The organism is Curtobacterium sp. TXMA1 (assembly GCF_020162095.1).
In the GTDB taxonomy this organism is placed as follows: domain Bacteria; phylum Actinomycetota; class Actinomycetes; order Actinomycetales; family Microbacteriaceae; genus Curtobacterium.
This window is the reverse complement of record NZ_CP083910.1, coordinates 2,461,009-2,482,358: the sequence shown is the minus strand read 5'-3', so window position 1 is coordinate 2,482,358 and position 21,350 is coordinate 2,461,009. Positions and strand designations below refer to the sequence as shown.

Annotated in this window: 20 protein-coding genes and 1 pseudogene; 17 read left to right on the top strand and 4 right to left on the bottom strand. The window is 72.1% G+C overall.

The features are described from left to right. The first annotated feature begins 22 nt into the window (after positions 1–22). Positions 23–1,525 (top strand): MFS transporter, encoded by a 1,503-nt coding sequence (locus LCG91_RS11770; RefSeq protein WP_114849802.1) that lies wholly within the window; start codon positions 23–25, stop codon positions 1,523–1,525. A 130-nt stretch (positions 1,526–1,655) separates the two neighbouring features. Here LCG91_RS11770 and LCG91_RS11765 read toward each other — a convergent pair whose 3' ends face one another. Then, complete coding sequence (locus tag LCG91_RS11765) at positions 1,656–2,693, bottom strand: GTP-binding protein (RefSeq protein ID WP_224441466.1); 1,038 nt, start codon at positions 2,691–2,693, stop codon at positions 1,656–1,658. A 58-nt stretch (positions 2,694–2,751) separates the two neighbouring features. Here LCG91_RS11765 and ykgO point away from each other — a divergent pair, with 58 nt between their 5' ends. Continuing rightward, positions 2,752–2,874: a type B 50S ribosomal protein L36 gene (gene ykgO, locus LCG91_RS11760; RefSeq protein WP_058743312.1), complete on the top strand. Its 123-nt coding sequence runs from the start codon at positions 2,752–2,754 to the stop codon at positions 2,872–2,874. Between the two features lie 28 nt (positions 2,875–2,902). After that, positions 2,903–3,559, top strand: a complete 657-nt coding sequence (locus LCG91_RS11755; RefSeq protein ID WP_224441465.1) for a histidine phosphatase family protein — start codon at positions 2,903–2,905, stop codon at positions 3,557–3,559. A gap of 246 nt (positions 3,560–3,805) precedes the next feature. On the opposite strand, the gene LCG91_RS11750 is transcribed toward LCG91_RS11755, so the two are convergent. Next, positions 3,806–5,551, bottom strand: a complete 1,746-nt coding sequence (locus LCG91_RS11750; protein WP_058750727.1) for a glycerol-3-phosphate dehydrogenase/oxidase — start codon at positions 5,549–5,551, stop codon at positions 3,806–3,808. A gap of 203 nt (positions 5,552–5,754) precedes the next feature. Here LCG91_RS11750 and LCG91_RS11745 point away from each other — a divergent pair, with 203 nt between their 5' ends. The 3 genes from LCG91_RS11745 (at position 5,755) to ald (ending at position 9,013) form a co-directional block, all read left to right on the top strand. Then, positions 5,755–6,717 carry a sugar-binding transcriptional regulator gene (locus LCG91_RS11745; protein ID WP_058750728.1) on the top strand — a complete coding sequence of 321 codons (963 nt, stop codon included), beginning with the start codon at positions 5,755–5,757 and terminating at the stop codon, positions 6,715–6,717. A 60-nt stretch (positions 6,718–6,777) separates the two neighbouring features. Beyond that, positions 6,778–7,770, top strand: a complete 993-nt coding sequence (locus tag LCG91_RS11740) for a helix-turn-helix transcriptional regulator (protein ID WP_224441464.1) — start codon at positions 6,778–6,780, stop codon at positions 7,768–7,770. A 142-nt stretch (positions 7,771–7,912) separates the two neighbouring features. Beyond that, positions 7,913–9,013, top strand: coding sequence for an alanine dehydrogenase (gene ald, locus LCG91_RS11735; RefSeq protein WP_224443144.1), 1,101 nt, complete (start codon positions 7,913–7,915; stop codon positions 9,011–9,013). A gap of 131 nt (positions 9,014–9,144) precedes the next feature. Here the strand turns inward: ald and LCG91_RS11730 are convergent, their stop codons facing one another. Beyond that, entirely contained in the window at positions 9,145–10,002 is an 858-nt protein-coding gene (locus LCG91_RS11730) for a tryptophan-rich sensory protein (protein ID WP_411955805.1), read from the bottom strand. A gap of 84 nt (positions 10,003–10,086) precedes the next feature. Between LCG91_RS11730 and LCG91_RS11725 the strand changes: the two genes are divergently transcribed. The 9 genes and pseudogenes from LCG91_RS11725 to LCG91_RS11685 all read left to right on the top strand — a co-directional run bounded on the left by LCG91_RS11725 (position 10,087) and on the right by LCG91_RS11685 (position 19,809). Beyond that, complete coding sequence (locus tag LCG91_RS11725) at positions 10,087–11,070, top strand: magnesium and cobalt transport protein CorA (protein WP_058729065.1); 984 nt, start codon at positions 10,087–10,089, stop codon at positions 11,068–11,070. Positions 11,071–11,191: 121 nt separating this feature from the next. Then, entirely contained in the window at positions 11,192–13,312 is a 2,121-nt protein-coding gene (locus tag LCG91_RS11720) for an alpha-galactosidase (protein WP_224441463.1), read from the top strand. Positions 13,313–13,433: 121 nt separating this feature from the next. Beyond that, on the top strand, positions 13,434–14,729 hold the full coding sequence (locus LCG91_RS11715; protein ID WP_224441462.1) for a chloride channel protein: 1,296 nt from the start codon (positions 13,434–13,436) through the stop codon (positions 14,727–14,729). 140 nt (positions 14,730–14,869) lie between these two features. Then, complete coding sequence (locus LCG91_RS11710) at positions 14,870–15,082, top strand: antitoxin (protein WP_058729068.1); 213 nt, start codon at positions 14,870–14,872, stop codon at positions 15,080–15,082. Between the two features lie 96 nt (positions 15,083–15,178). Then, positions 15,179–16,474: a SufS family cysteine desulfurase gene (locus tag LCG91_RS11705; protein ID WP_411955841.1), complete on the top strand. Its 1,296-nt coding sequence runs from the start codon at positions 15,179–15,181 to the stop codon at positions 16,472–16,474. Beyond that, on the top strand, positions 16,471–16,920 hold the full coding sequence (sufU, locus tag LCG91_RS11700) for a Fe-S cluster assembly sulfur transfer protein SufU (protein WP_058729069.1): 450 nt from the start codon (positions 16,471–16,473) through the stop codon (positions 16,918–16,920). The genes LCG91_RS11705 and sufU overlap by 4 nt, the downstream gene beginning before the upstream one ends. Before the next feature lie 193 nt (positions 16,921–17,113). Continuing rightward, positions 17,114–18,467: pseudogene (locus LCG91_RS11695) on the top strand (LLM class flavin-dependent oxidoreductase). 34 nt (positions 18,468–18,501) lie between these two features. After that, positions 18,502–18,999, top strand: coding sequence for a GNAT family N-acetyltransferase (locus tag LCG91_RS11690; protein WP_058748485.1), 498 nt, complete (start codon positions 18,502–18,504; stop codon positions 18,997–18,999). Positions 19,000–19,086: 87 nt separating this feature from the next. Then, on the top strand, positions 19,087–19,809 hold the full coding sequence (locus LCG91_RS11685) for a VIT1/CCC1 transporter family protein (RefSeq protein ID WP_058748486.1): 723 nt from the start codon (positions 19,087–19,089) through the stop codon (positions 19,807–19,809). A gap of 110 nt (positions 19,810–19,919) precedes the next feature. Here the strand turns inward: LCG91_RS11685 and LCG91_RS11680 are convergent, their stop codons facing one another. Next, a complete protein-coding gene (locus LCG91_RS11680) occupies positions 19,920–20,225 on the bottom strand; it encodes a hypothetical protein (protein WP_058748487.1) in 306 nt (101 codons plus the stop codon). A 291-nt stretch (positions 20,226–20,516) separates the two neighbouring features. Here LCG91_RS11680 and LCG91_RS11675 point away from each other — a divergent pair, with 291 nt between their 5' ends. Together LCG91_RS11675 and LCG91_RS11670 are read left to right on the top strand one after the other, a co-directional pair. Then, entirely contained in the window at positions 20,517–20,972 is a 456-nt protein-coding gene (locus LCG91_RS11675; protein WP_058729074.1) for a hypothetical protein, read from the top strand. A gap of 107 nt (positions 20,973–21,079) precedes the next feature. Continuing rightward, complete coding sequence (locus LCG91_RS11670; RefSeq protein ID WP_161968374.1) at positions 21,080–21,250, top strand: hypothetical protein; 171 nt, start codon at positions 21,080–21,082, stop codon at positions 21,248–21,250. The last annotated feature ends 100 nt before the right edge of the window (positions 21,251–21,350 follow it).

The following is a 21,350-nucleotide window of genomic DNA, read 5'->3' as shown; positions in this document are numbered from 1 at the left end:
CCCCACCACGAGGAGATCGCGTATGGGTTCCGACCCCAGCAGTACCACCACCCGACCGCCCCGACGTCTGCGGGTCAGCGACGTCACGGTGGTCGACAAGAGCATGATGCGCCGGGCCGTCAGCGGGATGGTCGTCGGCAACACGATGGAGTGGTACGACGTCGGGGTGTACGGCTACCTGGCGGTCACGATGGGCAAGGTGTTCCTGCCCACGGCCGAGCCGTCGGTGCAGATCCTGTTCAGCCTCGGGGTGTTCGCGGCGACCTACGTCGCGCGACCCCTGGGCGGCATCGTGTTCGGTCGGCTGGGGGACCGGCTGGGACGGCAGAAGGTGCTCGCCACGACGCTGATCCTGATGGCGTCGTCGACGTTCCTGATCGGAGTGCTGCCGGCATGGTCGACCATCGGCGCGGTCGCTCCGGTCGTGCTCGTCGTGCTGAAGCTCGCGCAGGGCTTCTCGACCGGCGGTGAGTACGCCGGTGCGACCACGTTCGTGACCGAGTACGCCCCCGACCGTCGGCGCGGCTTCTTCGCGAGCATCCTCGACTTCGGCAGCTACATGGGCTTCGCGCTCGGCGCCACCGTGGTGACCGTGCTGCAGGTGTCGCTCGGCGACGAGACGATGACCGCGTGGGGCTGGCGCCTCCCGTTCCTGCTCGCCGGCGTGATCGGCGTCGTCGCGATCTGGTTCCGCCTGCGCATCGAGGAGTCGCCGGTGTTCCAGGCCACCCAGGCGGCGCAGGAGGCCGCCGCGTCGGACCGTGAGGCCGCCGAGGGCGGTCGTCCCGCCAACGTGCTCGTCATGGTGCGGGACCACTGGCGCCCGATCGTCATCGCGATCATGCTCGTCGGCGCCTCGAACACGGTCGGCTACGCGCTGACCTCGTACATGCCGACGTACCTGACCGACTCGCTGGGGTACTCGGCGATCGACGGGACGCTCCTCACCATCCCCGTGCTCGTGCTGCTCGCGGTGATGCTGCCGGTCGCCGGTCGCGTCTCCGACCGGATCGGTCGTCGCACGGTGATGTGGATCGGTGCCGGCACCACGGTCGTGCTCGCCGTCCCGGCCTTCCTGCTCATCGGGCACGGAGCGCAGTGGTCGACCCTCGCCGGTCTCGGGCTGCTGGCGCTGATGACCGCGCTGTGGGTGTCGAACCAGGCGGCGTCGCTGCCGGCGCTCTTCCCGACCTCGACCCGGTACGGGGGCATGGGCTTCGCCTACAACATCGCGATCGCGGTGTTCGGCGGGACGACCCCGTTGATCGTGCAGGCGCTCCTGACCGCGACGGGGGACCAGCTCGCGCCGGCGTACTTCCTCGTGGCGATGAGCATCGTCGGGGCGATCGGTGTGTTCTGCATGCGCGAGTCCTCGCAGCGGCCGCTCCCGGGGTCGATGCCCGCGGTGGAGTCCGAGGCCGAGGCGCGCGAGCTCGTCCTCACGCAGGACACGAACCCGAACCTCGACCTGGGCGACCTGCCCTTCGCGGCGCACGACGGGATCGCGGAGACCGCCCGGCGCTGAGGGCGTGCAGCGCCGGTCGTCCGGGGCACGGCGCGCGGGGCGTCGGTCGTCCGGGGCGCGGGGCGTGGGGCGCGGCGCGCGGTCTGCGACGACGCACGCATCGATCGACGCGTGCGACGTCGCACACCGGTCAGTCGTGCCGGTGTCCGTGCGAGGGGTCGAGCGCCGGCCACACCGGGAACGGGTCCGGCCACCGACGCCAGACGTCCGGCCCGGCGAGCAGCTCCTCCGACGTGAGGAGTGCGCCGTCCAGCGCGCGTTCGATCGCGTGCACGTCGAGGCGTTCGCCGACGAACCAGATCGCCTGACCGACCGGTGCGTCCTCGTCCCACGACGGGTTCGCGGTCGGGTCCAGCGCGAGCATCGCACCGAAGCTCGACCACGAGCCGACGTGGTCCGGCCGTGAGGCCAGTCGGAAGAACCCCTTCGAGCGCAGGACCCGCCCGTTCGCGCCCGCGGCGAGGTCGTTCGCGATGACGTCGGCGAGTCGCCCGGGGTGGAACGGCAGCGGCTCGCGGTACCGCATCGTCACCAGGTCGTCCTGCGGCCCTCGCCCGGTGTCGGTCCGACCGGCGTCGCTCGACAGTGCGCGCATCCAGCCGGCGCCGGAGGCCAGCAGGCGGGCGGCGCCGCCGTTCGACGCCGGCAGGTCGAGCGGCCCTCTGACGGCGGGTGCCGCGACGATCGCCGCCTGCGGAGCCATGCGGTGGAGCAACGCCACGAGCGCCCGACGACGACGGCCGGAGAGTGGCTCGAGTCGGTCGAGCGCGACCACGGTCGCGTACTCGACGAGCGCCACCACGCGCTCAGCGGCCACGAAGGCGTCGTCCACGTCCGACCAGAGCAGGTGGGCGACGTCGTCCGCCCGGAGCACGGCGACCACGTGGCGCAGGACCCGGTCGTCGCCGGTCTCCGAACGGGCGGCGTTCGCGAGGAGCATCCCGACCGCGCGGACGTCCACCTCCGGCGCGAGCGTGACGACGAGGTCGTGGTCGGCGTCCGGTCCGCAGACGCGGTCGAGCTGGTCGCGCCGCGCGGCGATGCCCCTGGCCGCCGCGAGGGCATCGCCCTGGACGTGCATCCGGTGGCCGCTGCCGATCCGGCGCGCGACGCGGACTGCGTCGGCATCGTGCAGGGCGGTGACGAGGGTGGTTGCTGCAGGGCGCATGTCGGGTAGCCTACATGACAACCGTTCTCAACAAGGAGTCGGTGCAGGAAGGAGACCCGTGAAGGTCCGCAACTCGCTCAAGGCGCTCAAGAAGATCCCCGGCTCGCAGATCGTGCGACGTCGCGGCCGCGTGTACGTCATCAACAAGCGGGACCCGCGGTGGAAGGCCCGCCAGGGGTAGGTCACCGGCCGTCCGTAGGGTGGGGCGCATGCGACTCCTGCTCATCCGGCACGGCCAGACCCCTGCGAACGTGGACGGCGTGCTCGACGCCGAAGTACCCGGCCCCGGGCTCACCGAGCTCGGGCAGCAGCAGGCGGACGCCCTGCCCGCCGCCCTCGCCGACCGCGGGATCGAGCGGTTGTTCGTCTCGTCGATGGTCCGAACGCAGGTCACCGCCGCGCCGCTCGCCGCCGCGCTCGGGACCGAACCCGTCGTGCTCCCCGGGCTGCGCGAGATCGAGGCCGGGGACCTGCAGGGCCGGCGCGACCGGACCTCGGTGCAGCTGTACATCTCGACCGTGCACGGGTGGTCGGCGGGGGACCGGTCGAGCCGGATGCCCGGGGCCGAGAGTGGCGAGGAGTTCTTCGCGCGCTACGACGACGCCGTGCGGCAGATCCTCGACACGGGCGTCGAGGTCGCTGCGGCGTTCAGCCACGGCGCGGCGATCCGTACGTGGGCCAGTGCGGCCGCGCAGAACACCCCCGACGAGTTCGGCACGAAGCGGCACCTCGAGAACACCGGGATCGTCGAGGTCGAGGGCTCGTTCGAGGACGGCTGGCGCCTGGTCGACTGGGAGGGCGAGCCCGTCGGTGGCGAGGACCTGATCGACCGGACGGCGCAGGACCCGACCGGCGACGCGTTCTGACGAGCGTGAGGCGCACCGAGACGCCGGCGTCGACGCGAAACGCCCCCACCTGAGCGAGACGCCGCCGGAACCGGCGGAGTCTCGTCGTGACGGCGGCGTCTCGTCGGAACGTCGGCGTGCCGTGGCGTCTCGTCGGGACGCCGCCGTGCCGTGGCGTGCGCGGCGGACGGGTGCGGAACCACACGACGGACGGGAGGTGCGGCGCCGGCCGGCACCGCGCCTCCCGTCCGTCGGGGGCCGCGTGGACTACGCGGGCTGCGCCGTCGTCGTGTGCAGCGGCACGATCACGCCGTGCGACTCGCGCAGCACGTCGAGCGTGCGCTGGACCTCGTCCGCGCGCTCCTCGGTGCTCCAGCCCAGGGTGTCTGCGAGCACGTCGGCCAGCTCGTCGAGCAGGTCGATCGTGACACCGCCGACGAAGGCCAGGTTCGTGCGACGGAGGACGACGTCGACCAGGTGCACGGCCTGCTCGTGCTCGGCGAAGTACGCGACCTCGGCACGGGTGAGCGACGGGTCGGACTCGAGCGGTTCGACCGGGCCGTCGGTCAGGACGTCCACGACCTCGGCCGCACGGGTGCCGTAGCGCTCGAGCAGCCCCTCGACGAGATGCTCGTCGAGACCGTCCCGGTGCGACTTGATCCACAGCGCACGCTGCGCGTCGGTGGTCGGGAAGTCCTTGCCGCCGCCGATCGGCATGCCCGTCGTGTCGACCTTCCGGGCGACGCCGAGCTTCGTCGTGACGTCCGAGGACAGGTGCGCCGCGAGAGCGCGGAAGGTGGTCCACTTGCCACCGACGAGCGAGAGCACGGTCGTGCCGGGCAGCCCGGCGATCGGGGTGTCGACGATCCGGTAGTCGCGGGAGACGAAGCCGGGGGCGGTGTCCTCGTGACGCGGGAGCGGGCGGATGCCGGAGTAGCGGTAGACGATGTGGTCGCGGTCCAGCGCGATCTGCGGGAAGACGTGCTTCACCAGCCCGAAGAAGTAGTCGACCTCCTCCTCGGTGCAGACGGCAGGCTGCGACGGGTCGGCGTCGATGTCGGTCGTGCCGATGAGCACCCGGCCCTTGAGCGGGTAGATGAGGACGATGCGGCCGTCGTTGTTCTCGAAGAAGAGCTCGCGGCCCTTCGTCGCCTCGAGCAGCTCGTCGTTCTGCACGACGATGTGGGAGCCCTTCGTGCCGCCCATGAACTTCGTCTCGCCGCCGAATGCCTGGTTGGTCAGGTCGGTCCAGGGGCCGGACGCGTTCACGACGACGTCGGCGGTGAACACGAAGTCCTCACCGGTCTCGCGGTCGCGCAGCACCACGCCGCCGTCGCGGGTGCCGGCAGCCTCGACGTAGTTGACCGCACGCGCGGACGCGCCGCTGCCGGTGCCCTGTGCTGCGGCGAGGCCGTCCTTGAGCACGTCGAGCGCGAGGCGCTCCGGCTCGTGCACCGAGGCGTCGTAGTAGGTGCCCGTGTACTTCAGGTCCTTGTTGAGCGCCGGCATGTCGGCCAGCGCCGCCTTCTTCGTCAGGAAGCGGTGCTTCGGCACCGAGCCACCGTCGCGCGAGAAGGAGTCGTAGATCGTCATGCCGATCTTGATGAGGGCCGCGCCACGCTCCTTGGTCGAGCGCTGCTTGTGGGTGAGCATGCGCAGCGGGGCGTTCATGATGCCGGAGAACGTCGAGAAGATCGGCATCGTCGTCTGCAGCGGCTTGACGTAGTGCGGGGCGATGCGGATCAGGCCGTTGCGCTCCTGCACGCTCTCGCGCACCAGGCGGAACTCGCCGTTCTCGAGGTACCGGATGCCACCGTGGATCATGTGGCTCGACGCGGCCGAGGCGCCGCCGGCGTAGTCGCCGCGCTCGACGAGCACGACGTCGACGCCCTGCAGGGCGAGGTCGCGGAAGGTGGCGATGCCGTTGATGCCGCCACCGACGATGAGGACCTGTGCGTTCGGGCGCTCGGTGAGCGCGCTGACCGTCTTCCGGGGCTGCGTCTTCTTCGACATGGTGCGTCGCTTCCTTGGTCGGTTCCGTGGGGACTCCCTCGATGGTGCTCCTGGGTGGAAGGGTGGGCAACTCGCGTGCACGAACGTGCAGCACACGTGTCGAGGCGACGCGCGGGCGGCGCGGTGGACGGCCTGGAGGCGCGACAGGGGTTGCAGAGGCCGTGCACGTCCGTGCATGGTTGCGTTCTACCGATCGGAGCACCATGAGCGATGCGGCTCAGCCGATGCGCACGCAGCAGGCGCTGCGCGCCGCACACCTCTACTACCTGCAGGACCTGACGATGGACGCCATCGCCGACGAGCTCGGGACCTCGCGGTCCTCGGTCTCGCGGCTGCTGAAGTACGCCAGGGACACCGGGCTCGTCGACATCCAGATCCGCTCGCCCCTCGACCAGGCGGCCGCGCTCAGCCGGAACATCCGCGCCCGCTTCGGGGTGCACGCGCACGTCGTCCCGGTGCCGGACCACACGAGCGACGTCGACCGGCTCGAGCGGGTGGCGCTGTCCGCCGCGCGCATCCTGACGCAGTACGTCGAGTCGAACATGGTGATCGGCATCTCGTGGGGTTCGACCGTCAGCGCGGTCAGCCGGTACCTGGTGCCGAAGACCACGCACGGTTCCACCGTGGTGCAGATCAACGGCGCCGCGAACACCCGGACCACGGGCATCGTCTACGCGTCGGAGATCCTCCGGCGCTTCGGCGAGGCGTACGGCGCGTTCGTGCAGCAGTTCCCCGTGCCGGCGTTCTTCGACGACCCGGTGACGAAGGAGGCGCTGTTCCGGGAGCGCTCGATCCGCCGCGTGCTCGACCTCCATGAACGCATGGACCTCGTCGTGTTCGGCGTCGGGGCTCCGCAGGCGCCGGTGCCCTCGCACGTGTACTCCGGCGGGTACCTCGACCCCTCCGACCGCGACGAGCTCTCCGAGGCAGGCGTCGTCGGGGACGTCTCGACCGTCTTCTACCGGGCGGACGGGTCGTGGAAGGACATCGGGGTGAACGCCCGCGCGGGTGCGCCTGACCTCGACACCATCAAGCGGGCACCCCGACGGGTGTGCGTGGTCGCCGGCCGGTCGAAGGCCGCATCGCTCAAGGGGGCGCTCGCGGCCGGGCTCGTCACCGATCTCATCCTGGACGAGAGTGTCGGGCAGGCGATCCTGCAGCCGTGAGGCGGAACCTGCGTCACCTGCCGACCTACTTTGTCGGTGGTGCCCCGTAGGTTCTTCGTCATGGTGCCTTCTCACGAGAACCCCGACCGGGTGGAGTCCGACCGCACCACTCCGACGACCCCGGACGGTCGGTCCTTCCGTCGGATCGTGGGCACCGACGTCGACGAGGCGCTGACGTTCTTCACCGGGGACTACGACTTCCGGTCGCCCCGGGTCCGGCGGACCCGACAGCGGCCGCAGTGGGACTTCGCGGGGGTGGCAGACGAGCTGATGTCGTTGCGGACGGCCCGGTTCCTCGTCGACCTGCGGACCGAGAGCCTGGTCGAGGACCAGTTCCTCGTCGCGTGGCTGCGGTCCGGCTCGAGCACGATCACCTTCGGCGGCCAGAGCATCGACCTCGAGCCAGGCGTCCCGGTCGTGCTGCCCGACGCGTACGAACTGCACCACCGCGACATCGGGCTCAACCTCGTGCAGCTCGACAAGGCGCACGTCCGGTCGCTCGTGGGCGATGCGGACTTCACGTTCGATGCGATGCACCGGCCGTCCGCCGAGGGCATCCGCGCATGGCAGTCGGTCGTGCGCGCACACTCGTCGACCTGGTTGGGGAACGATCACGAGCTCGCCCCGGCGGCACGACGCGCGGTGGTCGATGCCTTCGCGACCGCGGCAGTCGAGGCCTTCCCGCACCGTGAGCGCTGGCAGTCGACGGTCACCGGCAACGGTCCGGAGCACGCCCGACTGCGGCTGGCGCTCGAGTACGTGCACGCCCACGCGCGGGATGCCATCGGGACCGCCGAGATCGCCGCGGCCGCCGGGCTCAGCCCCCGTGGGCTGCAGCAGTCCCTCCGGCGGCACCTCGACCAGACACCGGGTGACCTGCTGCGCAGCGTTCGGCTCGACGGTGCCCGGGGGGACCTGCTCCGTGGCGACCGCGACGACACCAGCGTGGCGGACATCGCTCGCGCCTGGGGGTTCGGGCACCTCGGCCGGTTCTCTGCGACCTACCGAGAACGCTTCGGCGAGCTGCCGAGCGAGTCGCTCCGAACGCGCTGATCGGCCGGCTGCGGGAGCGGCTCCGACCGAATCTCGTCGGTCCGAATGTGCTTCGGCCACGCAGATGTTCGGCCGAAACGCTCTCGTAACGAACCTCGACGCATCGTGGAAGGGTCCTGCACCGCCCACGAAGGAGTCCGTGATGCTGATCGGCGTCCCCACCGAAGTCAAGAACAACGAGTACCGCGTCGCGGCCACGCCGGCGGGGGTCGGCGAGCTCGCGCTGCACGGTCACCAGGTGCTCGTGCAGGCCGGCGCCGGGGCCGGATCGTCCTTCTCGGACGACGAGTACCGCGCCGCCGGCGCCACCGTCGTCGCCACGGCCGCCGAGGTCTGGCAGCAGGCGGAGCTCGTCCTCAAGGTCAAGGAGCCGGTCGCCTCCGAGTACGCCTCGATCCGCCCCGGGCAGGTCCTCTTCACCTACCTGCACCTGGCGGCCGATCGTCCGCTGACCGATGCCCTCGTCGCCTCCGGAGCGACCGCGATCGCCTACGAGACCGTGCAGCTGCCGGACCGGTCGCTGCCCCTGCTGTCGCCGATGTCGGAGATCGCCGGTCGGCTGTCCGTGCAGGTCGGCGCCGACCAGCTCATGCGGACGAAGGGCGGCCGCGGGCTGCTCCTCGGCGGCGTGCCCGGGACGCCGCGCGGTCGGGTCGTCGTCATCGGCGGCGGGGTCGCGGGGGAGCACGCGGCGACGATGGCCCTCGGGCTCGGCGCCGAGGTCACGGTGTTCGACATCAGCCTGCCGCGGCTGCGCGCGCTCGACGCCCGGTTCGACGGGCGGATCACGACGCTGCGCTCGTCCTCGCACGCGATCGCCGACGCGCTGCGCGACGCGGATCTCGTCATCGGCTCGGTGTTGATCCCGGGGGCCTCGGCGCCGAAGCTCGTGACCGACGCCATGGTCGCGGACATGCGGCAGGGCTCGGTGCTCGTCGACATCGCGATCGACCAGGGCGGCTGCTTCGAGGGCTCGCGACCGACCACCCACGACGACCCGACGTTCCTCGTGCACGACGCCGTCTACTACTGCGTCGCGAACATGCCGGGAGCGGTACCCCGCACCAGCACGATCTCGCTGACGAACGCGACGCTGCCCTACGCCATCGCGATCGCCGACCAGGGGTGGGAGCAGGCGACCGCGGCTGACCCGGCGCTCGCGAAGGGCGTGAACGTGCACGCCGGCCAGGTCGTGAACGAGGCCGTCGCCGCCGCGCACGGCCTGGCGGCCGCCGCGCGCTGACGCGCTGCGCGCGCTGCGGGTCGGGTCCGCGAAAGCGACAGTCCTCCGCCGATGTTCGGCGGAGGACTGTCGCTTTCGCGGTGTGAGCAGGCGGGCGCCGCCGCCTGCGGCGCCCGCGGGCGCCGCGGCGGCTACGCCGCGCGGGCGGCCGCGCCGCGGGCGCGGCCGGCGCCGCGGGAGCGCGCGGCCCAGCCGACGCGGGAGCGCACCACGAGGGTGACGACGACCACGGCGGCGACCGCGACGACCGCCGTCACGGCCGTCGGCACGGACACGAGCGGGCCGTCGAGCCGTCCGACCGCGACCCACGCCAGGCCCCAGGACAGCGCGGCCGTCGGAGCGAGTCGTCCGCCGCCCCAGATCGCGAGCAGCACCCCGACGAGTCCGGCGACCGCGGCGACGACCACGCCCCAGACGTCCTGCCCGAGCCCGAAGCCCCGGAAGCCCGCGGCTGTCAGCACCGCGGCGGTGTTCGCGGCGGTCGCGACGCAGACCCAGCCGAGGTAGAGCCCGAAGGTCCCGTCGGTCACGACCGCCTCGACGGTGCCCGAGGGCCGCGTCCGCCGCAGGACCGCGAACGCCCAAACGAGGACACCCAGCAGTGCGACGATGATCGGCTCGCTCGCCCACAGCAGCCCGTACTGCACGGACAGGATCCACGCGGCGTTGAGCAGCAGGGACAGCACCGCAGGCACGAACAGGCGGTCGTGGCGCTCGTTGTCGGCGGTGCGGAAGAACTGCCGCACGGTCCAGGCGATCAGGCCGACGTAGACGACGCTCCAGATCGAGAACGCCGGTCCGGCGGGGGCGATCGCCGTCGAGGACGCCGACAGGGCGCCACCGGACGCCTCGGCGATCGGGGTCCCGCCCGCCGCTCCCGAGCCGACGATCGCGCCGACCACTGCCACGACGGCGCTCACGGCGACCGCGATGCGCTTCCAGATCTTCTTCATGTCCGCTCCGTTCGTCAGCATGCTGATGACCTGCACGGTAGGCCCGTCCGGTGCACCCGGTCGCAGCGCACGTCCAGGTGGTCGGGGGACGAGTCGTCCGCCACTGCGTACGGTGGCCTCGTGACCGTCGAGCTCAACACCGTCTACGTCGACCGCATCGCCCCGATCGCCTGCCCGTCCCTCGACGACACCTTCCGGATGATCGGCGAGCAGGGCGCGAGCGCGTGCATCGTGCTGCACCGCCCCGACGCCGAGGAGCTCGGCGACGTCGCGGTCGCCCTCGGCCTGCACGAGCTCGCGGTCGAGGACGCCGCCGAGGGACACCAGCGCCCGAAGCTCGAACGGTACGGCTCGACGCTCTTCACCGTGCTGAAGCCGGCGGTCTACCAGGACGGTCCCGAACAGGTCGAGTTCGGCGAGGTGCACGCCTTCGTCGGGCAGGACTTCTTCCTGGCGGTGGTCCCGGCCGACCCGCGCGGACCCCGGGCCGTGCCGCGCGCGCTGCAGCGGCTGAGCGGCAAGCCCGCCTTGGTCACCGCCGGGCCGCAGGCGCAGCTGTGGGCGTTGATGGACTCGATCGTCGACGGCTACGCGCCGGTGATCGACGGACTCGAGGAGGACATCAACCAGATCGAGGACCAGCTGTTCTCCGGGGTGGCCGGGGTCTCGCGGCGCATCTACGAGCTGTTCGGCGAGGTCGTCGACTTCCAGCGCGCCGCCCGCCCGCTCATCGGCATCATCGAGAACCTGCACCGGGGCGCCGAGAAGTACCACCTGCCCGTCGAGCTGCAGCGCCGGTTCCGCGACGTCCTCGACCACGTCATCCGCACGGTCGAGCGCCTCGACACCTTCCGCCAGCTGCTGCAGAACGCGCTGACGGTCGACTCGACCCTGGCGGCGCAGAAGCAGAACGACGACACGAAGCGCATCTCGGGATGGGCGGCGATCCTGTTCGCCCCGACGCTCATCGCCGCGATCTACGGCATGAACTTCACGCACATGCCGGAACTGTCGTGGACGTGGGGCTACCCGCTGTCGATCGTCGCGATGATCGCCTTCGCCGCGATCCTGTTCGTCGTGTTCAAGGTCAAGCGCTGGTTCTGACGGCCCCACGCCTCGCCGGTTCCGACCAGCCGCGCGCGTCGTGTTGCGTGGGACGCACCGCGGCAGCCAGGCTCGTCCTGCCCACGACGCGCAGGCGTCGACGACGCCGACCGGAGCAACGATGCCCACCACCACGAACGACCTCGTCCACCTGACCGCCGGTGGGGTGTCCGTCGTGCTCGACTGCCGCGACGGCGCGCTGCCCGCCGTCGTCCACTGGGGTGCTGCCCTCGGCACGCTCGGCCAGGACGAGCTCGTCGCCCTCGCCGACGCCGACGTCGCCCCGGTCGCGAACAACGAGCCCGACGTGCCGGTCCGCCTCGCCCTGCTGCCCGAGCCCCACCGCGGGTGGACCGGTCGCCCCGGACTCTCCGGCCACCGCGACGGCCGCGACTGGTCCCCGGCGTTCACCGTCACGGCCCTGCACGTCGACGACACCCGGCTGACCGCCGAGGCCGAGGACACGACCGCCGGTCTCGCCGTCCGGATCACGCTCGAGCTGCTCGTCTCGGGCCTGGTCCGCACCCGCGCAGCCGTGACGAACACCGCCGCCGGCACCTACACGGTCGACGACCTGACCGTCGCGCTCCCGGTGCCGTCCCGCGCCCGCGAGGTGCTCGACTTCGCCGGCCGCTGGGGCAAGGAGCGCACCCCGCAGCGCCGCGAACTCGTCGTCGGCACTCACGAGCGCGACAGCCGCAAGGGCCGGACGGGCGCGGACGCCGCCACGGTCCTCAGCGTGGGGGAGCCCGGCTTCGGCTTCGCCCGTGGCGAGGTCTGGGGCGTGCACACGGCGTGGAGCGGCAACCACCGGCACTTCGCCGAACGTCTGGCCACCGGACGCCAGGTCGTCGGCGGCGGTGAGCTCCTGCTGCCCGGCGAGGTCCGGCTCGACACCGGCGAGACCTACGAGGGTCCGTGGGTCTACGGTGCCTGGGGAGCCGGTCTCGACGACCAGGCCCGCCGCTTCCACGGGTGGCTCCGGAGCCGCCCGCAGCACCCGACGAGCCCGCGGCCGGTGACGATCAACGTGTGGGAGGCCGTCTACTTCGACCACGACCTCGCCCGCCTCACCGACCTGGCCGAGCGCGCCGCCCGTCTCGGGGTCGAGCGCTACGTCCTCGACGACGGCTGGTTCCGCGGGCGCCGCGACGACCACGCGGGCCTCGGCGACTGGTACGTCGACGAGGACGTCTGGCCGGACGGTCTCGGGCCGATCGTCGACCGCGTCCGTGCCCTCGGCATGGAGTTCGGCCTGTGGTTCGAGCCCGAGATGGTCAACGAGGACAGTGACCTGGCACGGGCACACCCGGAGTGGATCATGCAGGCCGACGGTCGATTCCCGGTGCGCTCCCGCGACCAGCAGGTGCTCAACCTCGCGATCCCCGAGGCGTACGCCCACGTGCTCGAACGAATGACGGCGATCATCGGGGAGTACGGCGTCGACTACGTCAAGTGGGACCACAACCGCGACCTGGTCGAGGCCGGGCACCCGGGTGGTGGTGCCGCCGTGCACGAGCAGACCCTGGCGACGTACCGGCTGATGTCGACGCTCAAGGAACGCTTCCCGGCGCTCGAGATCGAGTCGTGCTCGTCCGGCGGTGCCCGCGTCGACCTCGCGGTGATCGAGCACACCGACCGCGTGTGGGTGTCCGACGACATCGACCCCTCCGAGCGCCAGCAGATGCACCGGTGGACGCAGCAGCTCCTGCCGCCGGAGCTCCTCGGCGCGCACGTCGCGAGCGGCGTCAACCACACGACGGGTCGCTTCCACGACGTGGCGTTCCGCGCCGGGACCGCCCTGATCGGGCACTTCGGGATCGAGTGGGACCTCGCGCAGGCGACCGAGGACGAGGAGCGCACGCTCGCGTCGTGGATCGCGCTGCACAAGGAGTGGCGCGCACTGCTGCACGGCGGGCTGCTCGTCCGCGTCGACGAGGTCGACCCGACGCGCCTGGTCTACGGCGTCGTCGCCGAGGACCGCCGCGAGGCCGCCTTCTTCGTCGCGAGCACCGGCCGGTCCGAGGTCTCCGGCGTCGGGCGCGTCGTCTTCCGCGACCTCGACCCGGACACCCGGTACCGCGTCGACCCCGTCCTGGTCGGGGACGGTCACGACGTCCGCGCGCCCGAGTGGTGGTCCGGTGACCGCGTCTTCAGCGGCCGCGTGCTCGAGCAGGTCGGCCTGCAGCCGCCGCTCCTGCCGTCGGACCGGGTGGTCCCCTTCCGTGTGACGGCCGTCTGACCGGGACGCGACCAGGAGACGGACGGGAGGCCCGGGGCGACGCCGCCACGGGCCTCCCGTCCGTCCACAGGTCAGGTCCGCGGTCCGTGTACCGGTCCCGATCGCCGCTAGGCTTCCCGTCATGCCGCAGACCGGAACCGCGACACGCACGACCACGCCGGTCTGGGCCCTCAAGCTCGCCGTCATCACCGCACTCGTCGGCATCGCCGGCGGGGTCGCGGGCATCGCGGTGTGGCTCGCCCTGCAGGCCATCCAGTTCGTCGCCTTCGGCTACCCGTTCGGCGGGCACCGCGAGGCCGCGGACGCGCCGTCCGGGCTGAACCGCTTCCTCGCGCTCGCCGCGGCCGGTGTCCTGACGGGCGTCGCGTGGTGGGCGCTCCGACGGTGGGCGAAGCCCGTCGTGTCGGTGACCGGTGCCGTCGACGGCAAGCGGATGCCGGCGTTCGCCACGGTCGCGAACGCCGCGGTGCAGATCCTCGCGGTCGGGCTCGGTGCGTCCATCGGGAAGGAGGTCGCGCCGCGCGAGATCGGTGCCTGGCTGTCCCAGCTCGTCACCGCGCGTGCCGGTCTGACCGGTCGTGAGACGCGGATCCTGGTGGCCTGCGGAGCGGCTGCCGGCCTGGCCGCGGTGTACGACGTCCCGCTCGGCGGAGCGCTCTTCGCGGTCGAGGTCCTGCTCGGCGAGCTGACGTTCGCCACCGCGCTGCCGGCCTTCGCCACGAGCGCGATCGCCGCGTTCACCGCCCGGATCGTGATCCCGGACGAGGTGCTCTACCACGTGCCCGCGATGCACCTGTCGCCGTCGCTGCTGGTGTGGGCGATCATCGTCGGGCCGTTGCTCGGGTTCGCCGGAGTCGGGTTCGTCAAGCTCACGAACCGCTTGCAGGGGATGGCGCCGAAGGGGTGGCATCTGCTCGTGGTGCTGCCGGTCGTGTTCGCCATGGTCGGGCTCATCGCCGTGCCGTTCCCGGAGATCCTCGGCAACGGTCGCGCCCTCGGACTCGTCGCGATGAACGCCACGACCGAGGCGCCGACGTTCGCGGGTCTGTCGCCGATCGTGTTCCTGCTGCTCCTCGGCATCATCCGGACCATCACCACCTCGGCGACGATCGGGGCCGGTGCGGTCGGCGGCACGCTGACGCCCTCGATCGCCATCGGGTCCGCGGTCGGGGGTGCCCTCGGCGGCCTGTGGGTGCTGCTCTGGCCGGCCGACGGGTCGAGCCTCGCAGCCTTCGCGTTCGTCGGCGCCGCGGCCTTCCTGGCGACCACCATGCGCGCGCCGTTCACCGCGCTCGTGCTCGTCGTCGAGTTCACGCAGGAGGGCACGGACATCCTCATCCCGTCGCTGCTGGCGATCACCGGATCGGTCGCGGTCTCCTACGTGCTCGCGCGGCGGCGCAGCGCCCAGATGGTCTGAGGCGCAGCGCCCTTCGGGTCTGCGGCGCAGCGCCCGGACGGTCTGCGCTCCGCTCGGTCGGCGCGGACACGAGCAGTGCGCACGCCTACCATCGGCGGCAGGTCGGGGCGACGGGCCCCGCACGAGGTGAGGAGCCGTCCATGGCGGGGTTCGACGACATCACGAAGAAGGCGCAGGAGTTCCTGAAGGACGGCAAGGTCCAGGACGCCCTGAAGAGCGAGAAGGCCGAGGACGTCAGCGACAAGGTCCTCGGTGGGGTGGCCGATGCGGTGAAGAAGGCCACCGGCGGCAAGTACGACGACAAGATCGACAACGCCCGCGACGCCGCCGACAAGCGCATCGGCAACGAGTAGCGGCCAGGCCGCGCGGGCTCGGGTGCGATCCGTCCGCCTGTCCGCTGAGGGCGATTGGACGCGGCGGGCGCGACGGACCACGATTGTGTGGTGACCGTGCTCGCCCCGAACCAGCCGCTGACCGAGTGCGAGGTCGCCGCGATCAAGCGGGACTTCCCGATCCTCCAGCAGGAGGTGAACGGGCAACCGCTCGCGTACCTCGACTCCGGAGCGACGGCCGAGCGGCCGCGCCAGGTGCTCGACGCCGAGCGACGCTTCCTCGAGCACGACAACGCCGCTGTCCACCGCGGCGCGCACACGCTGGCGGCACTGAGCACCGACGCCTACGAGGACGCCCGTGCCACGGTCGCCGGGTTCATCGGCGCCGCGACGCCGTCCGAGGTCGTCTGGACCGCGAACGCCACCGACGCGCTGAACCTCGTCGCGTACGGCATCGCCAACGCGAGCCGCGGACGCGGGGGAGCGGCGGCGGAGCGCTTCCGCATCGGTCCCGGCGACGAGGTCCTCGTGACCGAGGCCGAGCACCACGCGAACCTCGTGCCGTGGCAGGAGCTCGCCGCGCTCACCGGCGCGACGCTCCGCTGGGTCCCGGTCGCCGACGACGGCACCTGGACCGCTGACGACGCCGTCGCGCGCATCACCGAGCAGACGAAGGTCGTCGCCTTCGCGCACGTCTCGAACGTCACGGGCATGATCGCGCCCGTCGCCGCCGTGGTCGCGGCCGCCCGTGCGCACGGTGCCCTCGTCGTCCTCGACGCGTGCCAGTCCGCACCGCACCGACCCCTGGACGTGCGGGAGCTCGGCGTGGACTTCGCCGCGTTCTCCGGGCACAAGATGCTCGGGCCGAACGGCATCGGCGTCCTCTGGGGTCGTGGGGAGCTCCTCGACGCCCTGCCGCCGTTCCGCACCGGCGGATCGATGATCACCACGGTGACGATGGAGGGCTCCGAGTACATGTCGGCGCCCGAGCGGTTCGAGGCCGGCACGCAGCCGGTGTCCCAGGCAGTCGCGCTCGCCGAGGCGGTCCGGTACCTGCAGGGCATCGGCATGGAGCGGGTCCGCGCCCACGAGGAGCACCTCGCACAGCGCATGCTCGACGGCCTCGCCGCGGTGCCGGGCATCCGTGTCGTGGGCCCGCCCGCGGGCGTTCCGCGCTCGGGGCTCGTGTCGTTCGACGTCGACGGGGTGCACGCCCACGACGTCTCGCAGTACCTCGACGCGCAGGGCATCGCCGTCCGCTCGGGGCACCACTGCGCCCAGCCGCTGCACCGTCGGCTCCGTCTCGTCGCCACCAGCCGCGCGAGCACCTACGTGTACACGACCGAGCAGGACGTCGATCGCTTCCTGACGGCCGTCGGCGAGGTCCGCGGCTACTTCGGAGCGGCTTCGTGAACGGCCTCGACTCGCTCTACCAGCAGGTCATCCTCGACCACGCGAAGGCCCGGCACGGCGACCTCGTGCTCGACGGCGCCGACGCGTCGCACTTCGAGCGGAACCCGACCTGCGGTGACGAGATCACCGTCAGCCTCCGCCTCGAGCCCGGCACCGACCGCATCGCCGCGATCGGGTGGCAGGGCGACGGTTGCTCGATCTCGATGGCGTCCGCGTCGGTGCTGACCGACATGGCCGTCGGCCGGACCGTGCCCGAGCTGCTCGAGCTCACGTCGGCGTTCCGGGACATGATGCGCTCACGCGGCGCGGGGGAGCCCGACGAGGACGTCCTCGAGGACCTCGTCGCGTTCCACGGCGTCTCGAAGTTCGTCATGCGCGTGAAGTGCGGGATGCTCGCGTGGGTGGCGGCGGAGGCCGCGGCGCGCGAGGCCAGCGCAGCCCACTGAGCGGGCAGCGCGGCCCGCTGACACGAGCGGACACCGGACGGGAGGCGCGGGACGGGCCGGTCCCGCGCCTCCCGTCCGGCACACGGTCGCGTGTCACGCTTCGTCACGGTGCGTGACCAGGACGCCGTCGCCACGTAGCGTCGCGACCGTGAGCGACCCGAAGCAGCGGCAGATCCGGTTCAACGCGTTCGACATGAACTGCGTGGCGCACCAGTCCTCCGGACTGTGGCGCCACCCCCGAGACCGCTCGCGGCACTACAACCAGCTGTCGTACTGGACGGACCTGGCGCAGCTGCTCGAGCGCGGGCGGTTCGACGGCATCTTCATCGCCGACGTCCTCGGGACGTACGACGTCTACGGCGGGACGAACGAGGCGGCGCTCCGCACCGGGTCGCAGGTGCCGGTGAACGACCCGATCCTGCTCGTCTCCGCGATGGCCTCCGTCACCGAGCACCTCGGGTTCGGCATCACCGCGGGCACCGCCTACGAGCACCCGTACCCGTTCGCCCGTCGCATCTCGACGCTCGACCACCTGACGAAGGGCCGCATCGGCTGGAACGTCGTCACCGGGTACCTGCCGAGCGCCGCGCGGAACATGGGCCAGACCGACCAGCTCTCGCACGACGACCGGTACGACGTCGCCGACGAGTACCTCGAGGTGCTGTACAAGCTGTGGGAGGGCTCGTGGGAGGACGACGCCGTCGTCGAGGACCGCGAGACCGGTGTCTTCACGGACCCGGCGAAGGTGCACCCGATCGAGCACCACGGCCAGCACTTCGACGTCCCCGGCATCCACCTGTCCGAGCCCTCGGTCCAGCGCAGCCCCGTCGTCTACCAGGCGGGCGCCTCGCCGCGCGGGATCCGCTTCGCCGCCGAGAACGCCGAGGCCGTGTTCGTCGGCGCGCCGACGATCCCGCAGCTCGCGGCGACCGTCGGCAAGATCCGGGACGCCCTGGAGGCAGCTGGTCGCGACCGGTACGCGGCCCGCGTCTACACGCTGCTCACCGTCATCACCGACGAGACCGACGAGGCAGCGCAGGCCAAGTACCGCGACTACCTGTCGTACGCCTCGGCGGAGGGGGGCGCTCGTGCTCAACTCCGGCTGGATGGGTGTGGACCTGTCGCAGTACGACCTGGACGAGCCGCTCGGCAACATCGAGTCGAACGCGATCCAGTCGGCCGCCGCGAACCTGTCCGCGGCGACGGGGGAGGACGGCTCGAACTGGACGGTCCGCGACATCGCCGAGCACACCGCGATCGGCGGGCTCGGTCCGGTCGCGGTCGGCTCCGGGTCGACGATCGCGCAGCAGCTCATCGACATCCAGGAGCAGACCGACGTCGACGGGTTCAACCTCGCCTACGCGGTGACCCCCGGCACGTGGGAGGACGTCATCGAGTTCGTCGTGCCCGAGCTCCGCGCCCGCGGTGCCTACCCGGAGGAGTACGTCGAGGGGTCGCTCCGCCACAAGCTGCACGGCCGCGGCGACCGCCTGCCCGACGAGCACCGCGGCGCGCAGTACCGCGTCGGCGCACGGGCGACCGCCTGACCGACCGCCGGGGCGTGCGACGTAGGGTGGTCCGGTGATCGGGTCGTCCTTCGTCGTGCGCACCGCGGACGACGAGTCGACCGCGGCGGCGTGCGTCGCGCTCTGGGTCGACGCCGTCGCGGATCGTGACGGCGTCCCGGCGTCCGACGCGGTGCGTGCACGTGCGGACGACAAGTTCGCTGCGGAGCGGGTGGCGCTCGTCGTCGCCGAGGACGGCGCAGCCGGCCCGCTCGGGTTCGCCCTCGTCACCGCACCCGGGTCCGGCGGGACGCCGAGCGACGCCGCGTACCTCAGCCTGCTCGCGGTCGCGCCCGCCGCGCAGGGTCACGGCCTCGGACGCCGGCTGCTCGCTGCAGCGGTGGACGCCGCCGCGGCCGCCGGCCACGACCGGTGCGAGCTGCACGCGCTGGACGACAATGCCCCCGCCCTCGCGCTCTACGCGAGCGCCGGGTTCCGACCGGTCGGCGAGGCGTTCCCGCACGCGCTGAGCGGCCGCCCGACCCACGTCTGGCAGGCGGGCGTCGGCGGGTGAGGTGAGGCTCACCTCACCACGAAACCCCTGATCAGGCTTGCCTCACCTTGCTGGCGCGATCGGCGCGGGAGTGGTTCCATTGCCGTCATGTCGACTGCATCGGACCTCTCGCTCCCCACCGCCGAGCACGACGACGCCGCAAGCGCCGCCCGGCTCAACTGGCTCCGCGCCGGACTGCTCGGCGCGAACGACGGCATCGTGTCCGTCGCCGCCGTGCTCGTCGGCGTCGCCGGTGCCGGAGCGGGCACGGGGCCGATCGTGGCGGCCGGGACCGCGGCGCTCGTCGGTGGTGCGATCTCGATGGCCCTCGGCGAGTACATCTCCGTCAGCGGGGCCCGTGACGCGCAGCGCACCGGACAGGCCGCGGAGCAGGCGAAGCTCGAGGCCGACGCCGAGGACGCTCCGGCGCTCGCTGCGCACTACCGGTCGCTGGGGGTCGAGGAGTCGGTCGCGGACGCCGTCGCACGGGAACTCGCGCGCCCCGAGGTCCGCCGGCGTCGGGCAGAGGCCGCGCTCCGGGACGCCGAGGACGAGGTCGTCAGCCCCTGGCGGGCGGCGTGGGTGTCGGCGGCGACGTTCACCGTCGGTGCGCTCCTGCCCTTCATCGCGATGCTGCTCGCGCCGGAGTCCGCTCGTGTCGCCGTCACCGTGACGGCGTCGCTCGTGGCGCTCGCGCTGACGGGCACCACGGGGGCCGTGCTCGGTGGTGCCCGTCGGGGCCGAGCGGCGCTGCGGGTCGTCGTGGGTGGGGCGCTCGCGCTCGCGGCCACGTACGTCGCGGGGGCGTTGCTCGGGACGCACGCGCTCTGATCGGCGATGCGGTCGGATCGCCAGAGGGGCTCGTGCTCGCGGCTGATCATGCTGCTCCGCGTGCCGCGCCTGCCGGCCGTGCGGTGCTCCGCCGACGTGGTCCAGTGCGCTCAGGGCGCCCGGACCGGGGGCACGATGCCGGCGGCGTACACTGCGACGATCCGCGCCCTGAGTTCGGCGACCATCCCACGGTGCTCGTGTTCCAGGGCATCCTCCGGGGCGGGCTCCGCCATGAGTGCGATGCCCGGCGCCAGGAGCAGTCGGACGGTCGACGGGAAGCCACTCTGGTCCGTGGTCGGGACGGTGACGAGGTCACTGAGTCGGAGCTGGTTCAACGCTGTCGCGTACTCGAGGACGACAGTCGCGACGGTGTCAGCGACGAGGACGGAGGTGAACCCGTAGAGGAGGTGCTGCAAGAGATTCCTGACCAGCCAGCGGCTGCTCCGGGGCTCCGGGACATTGCTGACCAACGAGAACTGTACGTCCTGCCGCCCCGTGGGGGCTCCGGAGCCGCACGATGCGGACACACCGTGTTCGCGGCACACGACGAACGCGGGACGTCGGCGTCGCGCGGGTTTCGCGGATCGCGCCCGCGATCACCTGTTCCACAACCGAGGGGGCCATGCTGTGGTGAGGCGGTCCCGACCGTGACGTCGGCAGTGCTGCAGGCGACACGGCGGTCATCACCGCCGACGGAAGCAGTCATCATGACCGGCCGACCCATCTCCGCTGACCAGCACCTCGCCCTCACGAGCGTCGTGACATCAGGTCTCCCGACCACCCTCGGCACTCCGCACGCCGAGCACTTCTACGACGTCCCGGCCGTGTTCAACCGGCGACCGAGCCCGAACGAGATCGCAGCACTCGAAGCGTCGACGAGCCACAGGACACTCGAACGCTCCGGGTACCCCGACGTCACCCTCGCCGTCCACGACCGGCGTCTGGTGATCGGACACACCAACCTCGACCAGCTGGAGCGGGGGCTCGCGACCGCGCTCGCGAACCTGGTCCACCAGATCAGCAGTGACGCCCTGGCGGAGGCGCGGCAGTCGCGCGACGACGCGCAGCTGGCGAGGGACGCACAGTTGGCCCGGGCGCAAGACGTCACCCGCGCGGCAGAGCGCATCCGGTTCGTGCCCGACGAGCAACTCCGCGCGCTGTGAACCCGCGCCGCGCATCGGACCGGTGCGGCCTGCACGACCAGTCGCTGCAGCGAGAGGAGGGGGCCGACGCCGAGGCCTCCGAGCACGTCACGCTGGATCCCTCAGGGGTGCTGCGCACCCTCGTGCTGCAGGACCCCGGCCACGCAGACGTCACCCTCACCGTCCGGGGCACCGCACCTGGTGCGTTGCGCTACCGTGGCGAGCGCTGGACCGCGACGCACGTCCGGCTGCACCGCCCCATGGCCAGGAACGGCTACCAGTACGTCCGCAGCACGTGACACCGTGACCGGCAGTGCGTCAGCGTCGGGGCGCGAACTCCACGGTGACGCCTGCTGACATGATCGTGGTCGTGCCAACTCTTCGTGCATCGAGGCTCCT